The following is a 6,527-nucleotide window of genomic DNA, read 5'->3' as shown; positions in this document are numbered from 1 at the left end:
GGTTGGCCAACGGCACCGGTGACCGGCGCGCCCGCCGCCGGCGCCCCGTCCGGTTACCCGGCCCCGGCGACGCCGGGCGGCTACCGGCCCCCGTTCGCGCCGCACGGTCCGTACGCCTCACCGGCACCGGCCGCGTACCCGCCGCCGAAGCCACCGAAGCCGCCGAAGCGACCCAGGGAGCGCTCGCCGCTCGGCGCTGTGACGTTCTCCCTGATCTTCCTGGCCCTCGGTCTGGTCGCCCTGCTCGACCTGCTCGACGTCTACGACATCGGCGCGTCGGCGTACTTCGCCGCCGCGTTGGCCACCATCGGGCTGGGCCTGCTGGTCGGCACCTGGTTCGGTCGGGCCCGCTGGCTGATCGCGCTCGGCCTGGTGACCGCCGCCGCGCTGGGCACGGCGACGGTCGCCGAGTCCTACGACCGGATCCGGGGGGTCGACGGCGCGGTCACCTGGGCACCCACCGACTACCGCGACCTCGCCGACCGGTACGAGAACAGCTTCGGTGACGCCGTTCTCGACCTGCGGGGGATCGACCTCGCGAAACGGGACACCCAGGTGACCGTGGCGATCAACTTCGGCAAGGCGACAGTCGTCGTCCCGCCGAACGTGGACGTCACCACGGTGGCCGACGTCAACGCGGGCGACGCCACCATCTTCGGCAACCGCTCCGGCGGGCTGGACGGCAGCCTGCGGGAGTCCACCGATCTCGGCGCGGACGGTGCCGGCGGCGGAAAGCTACGCCTGTACATCCACGTCAATGCCGGAAACCTGGAGGTGACCCGATGAAGGCTCACCGTACCGACCTGGTGTCGTTCGCCTTCGGGCTGGTGTTCCTGGGGCTTTCCGCCTGGTGGCTGCTCGCCCAACTGCTCGGGCTCGCACTTCCGCCGGTCGGCTGGTTCCTGGCCGGCGCGCTGATTCTGATCGGAGTCTTCGGGTTGGTCGGCGCACTGCGCTCCAGCCGGCCGAGCCAGCCGGAGTCGATCGTCGAGGCCGCCGCCACCGAGCCCGTCTCCGGAGCCACGGCACCCGTCTCCGGAGCCACCGAGCCGCTTCCCGCGGTCAGCGTTCCGACCTCCGGCGCAGCCCTGCCGGCCTGGGAAGCCGAACGCTCCACCTGGGACACTCCACCGGCGCCGAAGGCACCGACCGCGGAGTTCCACACACCGGAGGCGCCGACCAGCGAGGTGATCCACCCGGCCTGGCTGGCCCATCCGCCAGCGGAGCCGGAGACCGCACCGGTTCCCGGTCAAGCCGGTCACGGAGCCGACGAGTCGACCCGGGCCGACCATCCGGTCGCGGCCGTCGACGACCAGCCGGTCGACGAACGGGACGGGCGGCGCACGGAACCCTGACCCGCTGTGCGCCCGCGTCGGCCTGCTCCACCGCCACGGCGGTGCGGCCGACGCGGGCAGGCGCATATGCTGGCCGGTGGAGAACTCGCCTCCGCCGGCCGGCCCGACCCGCCATGGCGGTCCCGCCGCGATTCCCGTCGCTACCCCGTCAGGAGCCCGTCCGACATGACCCAGTCCCCCGCCGTGCGTACCACCGGTCGGTCCGGTCCGGTCCGCATCGGCGAGCGAGCCGCCCGAACGCTCGTCACCGAGCTGGCCCGGATCAACGATCCCAAGGCCGCCCTGCTGGTCGGCGCGAGCCCGGAGTCCGCGGTACTGGCCGCGGCGATCGAGGCGTTGCTCCCCGGCGACCGGCTCACCGTGGTGCCCACCGAGTCGTCCGACGCCACCGTGCTCCGCGAGCACGTCACCGCCCAGGGCCGGTGGGTCTCCGAGCGGGTGCACGTGGTCGACTCGCTCGCCGACGCGGAGGCCGCTGCCGTGGTGATCGCCGGCGAGGCCTTCGCCGGCACCGCCGAGGAGACCCGCAGCGGCATCGAAGAACTGGTCAAGTACCTCGCCGATGGTGCGGTGCTGAGCGTGGCAACGACCGCCACCCCCGGCCGGACGGCCGGGGCCGCCGCCGAGTTGGCCCGGCAGGACGCCCTGCACGGCGTCGGTGCCGACCTGGTGCTGCGCAACTCACCGCCGGTGCGGATCTACCGGCTGCGGTTCACCCCGGCCGACCCGGCCACGGCGGACCGGTTGACCCCGGCGTACCGACCGTCGAGCGTGCCACTGACCCGCGGCATGCACATCGACTCCAACGGTGTGGCAGCGGCGGGCATCACGCTGGGCCTGGCCGCGCTGGCCCGGGTGGCGCGTCCGTCGTCGAAGCTGTGGCTGCTGCCGGCGCTCGCCGCCGGCCCGGTCGCCGCGTTCTTCCGGGACCCGGAGCGGGACGTACCGGAGGACCCGAACGCCGTGGTCGCCAGCGCCGACGGGCAGGTCCTGTCGGTGCAGCGTCTGCACGACGAGCGCTTCGGCGACGGCGAGTGGCTGCGGATCGCGGTTTTCCTGTCGGTGCTGGACGTGCACGTCAACCGGGCACCGGTCGCCGGCAAGGTGGTGGACTACTTCGTCGCCGACGGCGGCTTCGTCAACGCGATGAAGCCGGACGCCGAGCACAACGTGGCCGCGTACACCGTGCTGGACACGGCGCGCGGCACGGTGGTGGTCGCGCAGCGGACCGGGCTGATCGCCCGCCGGATCGTGCAGCGCGCGCCGATCGGCGCGCTGCTGGCGAAGGGCGAGCGTTTCGGTCTGATCCGGTTCGGCTCGCGCACCGACGTGTACCTGCCGGCCGACACCGCCGAACCACTGGTCGGGCCGGGCGACAAGGTCGTCGGAGGGGCCACGGTCATCGCCCGCTGGCACTGACCCAGCAGAGCGAGAACGGGGCGCCGCTGTTCGCGGCGCCCCGTTCTGCTTGGCTCGATCAGGCGGTACGACGCTGCCGCAGCCAGAGCACCGGCCCGCTGACCAGGTAGCCCACCACGATCAGGGCGAACGTGAGCCGGATGTCGACCAGCGCGCCGATCACCGGGGCCAGCCACAGCCACGGCGGCATCTTGACCAGGCGGGCGAGCTTGGCGTACGGGAAGCTGGAGACCATCGCGAAGGCGAGTAGCGCCACCCCGGCGACCAGCACCGGACCGGGCACCGGCAGGCCGATCGCCACGGTCAGCGCGAGCACCGCGGCGGCCATGGTGGTGGGCACCCCGCAGAAGAACCGGCCGTCCTTCGGTGAGACGTTGAAGCGGGCCAGTCGGATCGCGGCACACGCCGCGACCAGCGCACACGCCACCGCGGCGGCTGCCGTCGAGACGGAGCCGGCGAGCGAGGCGTACACCACGACCGGCGCGGCGAGGCCGAACGAGCACATGTCGGCCAGCGAGTCCATCTGTGCGCCGAACGGGCTGGCCACGCCGAGTCGCCGGGCCAGAGCGCCGTCCAAGCCGTCGAAGACGACGCAGGCGATCAGGCACAGCGCGGCGATGCGCACCTGACCCTGCATGGCCAGGAAGATGGCCAGCATGCCGAGCATCAGGCTCGCAAGGGTACAGGCGTTGACCACACCGAACTTCATCCGGCGGGCGACGGTGCGCTCACCGGGGAGCAGGGGGATCGACCGGGCCGTGGCCTCGTCGGTGTGCATCATCGGCAACGCCGGGCTGACCGGCATGACCGCCTCGATCTCCGCCCGTGTGGCGTCGATCGGCGGCCGGCTGAGCCGGTCCAGACCGTAGCGGCGGCGCTGCCGGTCGGCGTAACGGTGCTCGGGCAGCGCCAGGTCGGTGGTCCGCAGGTCGCCGTCACGGCGACCCACTCGGACCAGCAGCACCTGCCGGGCGAACGTGCTGCTGCGGCGCAACGGGCCCGCCCAGCGACGCCCTGCGGGGCGCGGACTGTCAGTCGTACGACGCCGGCGCCATGGGGCTCTCGGCACGTTTCCTCCATCACCGGATCGGCTGGCCGCCGTGGGGCGGGTGTCCGGCTGTCTCGTGCCGGACCCTTCGATGGCCCGGCAGCCGTTTTGCGGAGTACACCATCGCATAGGGGAACAGGACTTGGCGATAGCTGCCGGCGGTACTTACATCTGGCTTAAACCGCGCGAACCGCTCTCTTATTCCCATCCCGGGCTTCACCGCCCGTTTCCTCCACCATCCCCTCCCCCGACTGTACCGGAGGGTCACCATCCCGGCTCAGCGAGCGGGGTGCTATCCGCCCGCTTGTCTGATTGCCGAGGCAGCGATGCCCGTCAACGGCAGGTCAGCGGTCTCGGCCCGCGTGAACCAGCCGGCCCGGGCCGTCGAACCACCGGCGGACTCGGTGACCACCGCCTCAGTAGGCGCGTCCACCAGCACCCGATAGATCACCCGTACGCCGTGCCAGTCCAGTGGACGGCCCTCCGGCCCGAGCGCGGCCGGGTTGTGCAGGTTGTCCACGCCGAGCAGCTCCACCACCCGACCCAGTTGCCCGCCCTCCTCGACCAGCTCACGCAGCAGCCCGGTGGTCGGCTGTTCGCCGTGGTCGGTGCCGCCGCCGGGCAGGTGCCACTTGCCGGCGCCCGGGTAGCCGTCCGCGATCTGGGTGAGCAGGATCCGACCCGCCGGATCGGTGACCAGCCCGTACGCCCCGAAGCGCAGGCGGCGAGTGGGATGCGGCGGCGAGATCGGCTCGGCGGAGGCGTGCGCGCCGGCCGGGAGCGGGGTGACCGGCAGGCCGAGCAGTTCGGCGCTGAACGGGGCCAGCGGCAGCCGGGCCGCTTCCTCGGGGGTGACCCAGCGGGCCTGCGCCCCGCCGGTGTCGCCCAGCGGGCCGCCGTGGACGGTCAACTCGAACAGCAGCCGGTCGGTGTGCAGCGAGACGTCGTCCTCCGCGAGGGTGGTCACGTCGGCCACGACGGCCCGCAGCCGGCCGACCGTCACGCTCAGCCCGGTCTGCTCGGCAACCGCGCGGACGACCGCGCGCGCGGGATGCTCAGCGTGCGCGACCAGACCCCCCGGCAGGGCCCAGACCTCCGGCCCCCGACCTTCCCGAACAACCAGAACCCGCCCAGAATCCCGCAGAACCCCGTAAACCCCAACCCGCCGCACCAGTTCCATCCGCCCGCCCCACTCCCCGCCGACCCCGCCGACCCCGCCGCGCCGGGCGCACCCCGCCGCACCCGGTGATCATGAAGTTATCGCCGTCCATCTCGGCGTGTCCTGACAATAACTTCATGATCGACGCGGATAGACGGGGCAGGGGGTCCGAGTGGGGACCGGTTAGGTTAGTTGGGCTGCTTGGACTGCTTCGGCGGTCACCTCGGTCAGGCGGTCGGTGGGGAGGGCGCCCAGTTCCTCACGGGCGAACCAGCGGGCCTCGCAGGTGGAGCCGCCGACATCGGCCACGGTCAGCGGGTTGGGCTGGTCGACCACCACCCGGTAGAACGCGCGTACGCCGTGCCAGTCGATCGGGTAACCCTCCGGGCCGAGCGAGGCGGCGTCGCGGTGGCTCGCCACCCCGAGCAGCTCGACCAGACGACCGGCCTGGCCGGTCTCCTCGACCAACTCCCGGATCAGTGCCGCGCCGGGCTGCTCGCCGTAGTCGGTGCCGCCGCCGGGCAGATGCCAGCAGCCGGCGCCCGGGTAGCCGTCGGAGATCCGGGTCAGCAGCACCCGACCGGCCGGGTCGGTGCACACCGCGTACGCGGCGAAGCGCTGCGCCCGGTGCAGCCCGTCGGGGCCGGGCACCGCGTAGAAGGAGGGAAACTCGGGCACCTCGTCGGGCACCACGTCGGCCGAGGATGCGGGCAACCCGAGGGCACGCGCGGTGAACGAGCGCAGCGGCAACTCGCGCGCCTCGTCGAGCGTGTACCACCGGGCCAGGTCGGTGGGGCGTTCGCCGACCCGGTCCGCGAGGGTGCCGCCGCGCACCGCTACCCGGTAGATCAGCCGGTCGGTGTGGATGGTGATGCCGCGCTCGGGCAGCGCCCGCATGTCGGCGAGCACGTCGGCCAGGCCCGACACGGCGACCGAGAGGCCCGTCTCGGCGGCGGTTTCCCGGACCACCGTGTGGTTCGGGTCCTCTCCGTGGTCGACCGCCCCGCCGGGCAGCGACCAGGTGCCGGGGGTGCCGGAGCGCTCCGATGCGCGGACCAGCAACACTCGGCCGTCTGAATCAGCACAAACTGCGTATGCCGCGATCCTGCGGAGCGGCTCCAGCAAGGTGGTCACGGGAGCAAATTCTCCCCGGGCCGGGTTACCGGAACGGAAAAGAGTCGGATTCCTGACTGTCTGACCCCGATCAGGGATCGGTCAGGGTAAGGATCCGGGCGGTCACCGAGGGCGGGCCGGTCACCAGCGCGGACCGTGGAGGCATGACAACCACCGCCGCTCCCCACGCCCCGTACAAGCAGCTCCGCCGACCCACCACCGACCGCATGGTGGCGGGGGTCGCCAGCGGCCTCGGCCGCTACTTCGACGTCGACCCCACCCTGGTCCGGGTGGTCTTCGCGGTCAGCGGTCTGCTCACCGGCGGGCTCGCGCTGCTCGCGTACCCGATCATGTGGTTCCTGATGCCCGAGGAGCCCACCGGCGCGCGGCCTGGCCGCACCCGGCGGGCGCCGCGCCGCAGCCCACCGCGGAC

5 protein-coding genes and 2 pseudogenes are annotated in these 6,527 nt (G+C 72.9%); 4 read left to right on the top strand and 3 right to left on the bottom strand.

The features are described 5' to 3' along the window. The 3 genes and pseudogenes from JNW91_RS28235 to JNW91_RS28225 form a co-directional block, all read left to right on the top strand. The coding region (locus JNW91_RS28235; RefSeq protein WP_238425851.1) for a LiaF domain-containing protein at window positions 1-786 on the top strand (786 nt) is incomplete at its 5' end. Beyond that, window positions 783-1,019 (top strand): annotated as a pseudogene (locus JNW91_RS28230) (hypothetical protein); the annotation flags it as partial. The gene JNW91_RS28235 and the pseudogene JNW91_RS28230, both read left to right, overlap by 4 nt. A gap of 501 nt (window positions 1,020-1,520) precedes the next feature. Then, on the top strand, window positions 1,521-2,774 hold the full coding sequence (locus JNW91_RS28225) for a phosphatidylserine decarboxylase (RefSeq protein ID WP_203178515.1): 1,254 nt from the start codon (window positions 1,521-1,523) through the stop codon (window positions 2,772-2,774). 58 nt (window positions 2,775-2,832) lie between these two features. Here JNW91_RS28225 and JNW91_RS28220 read toward each other — a convergent pair whose 3' ends face one another. The 3 genes from JNW91_RS28220 to JNW91_RS28210 all read right to left on the bottom strand — a co-directional run bounded on the left by JNW91_RS28220 (window position 2,833) and on the right by JNW91_RS28210 (window position 6,115). Beyond that, window positions 2,833-3,768 carry a CDP-alcohol phosphatidyltransferase family protein gene (locus tag JNW91_RS28220; RefSeq protein ID WP_203178514.1) on the bottom strand — a complete coding sequence of 312 codons (936 nt, stop codon included), beginning with the start codon at window positions 3,766-3,768 and terminating at the stop codon, window positions 2,833-2,835. Window positions 3,769-4,114: 346 nt separating this feature from the next. Beyond that, window positions 4,115-5,002 (bottom strand): NUDIX hydrolase, encoded by an 888-nt coding sequence (locus JNW91_RS28215; protein ID WP_203178513.1) that lies wholly within the window; start codon window positions 5,000-5,002, stop codon window positions 4,115-4,117. Window positions 5,003-5,164: 162 nt separating this feature from the next. Continuing rightward, complete coding sequence (locus JNW91_RS28210; RefSeq protein WP_203178512.1) at window positions 5,165-6,115, bottom strand: NUDIX hydrolase; 951 nt, start codon at window positions 6,113-6,115, stop codon at window positions 5,165-5,167. Window positions 6,116-6,258: 143 nt separating this feature from the next. On the opposite strand from JNW91_RS28210, the pseudogene JNW91_RS28205 reads away from it, so the two are divergent. Then, window positions 6,259-6,527, top strand: a pseudogene (locus JNW91_RS28205) (PspC domain-containing protein); the annotation flags it as partial.

Source organism: Micromonospora parastrephiae, assembly GCF_016802865.1.
Lineage (GTDB): Bacteria > Actinomycetota > Actinomycetes > Mycobacteriales > Micromonosporaceae > Micromonospora > Micromonospora parastrephiae.
Note: the sequence above shows the minus strand (reverse complement) of the source record. Positions and strands in the feature narration are given on the sequence as shown.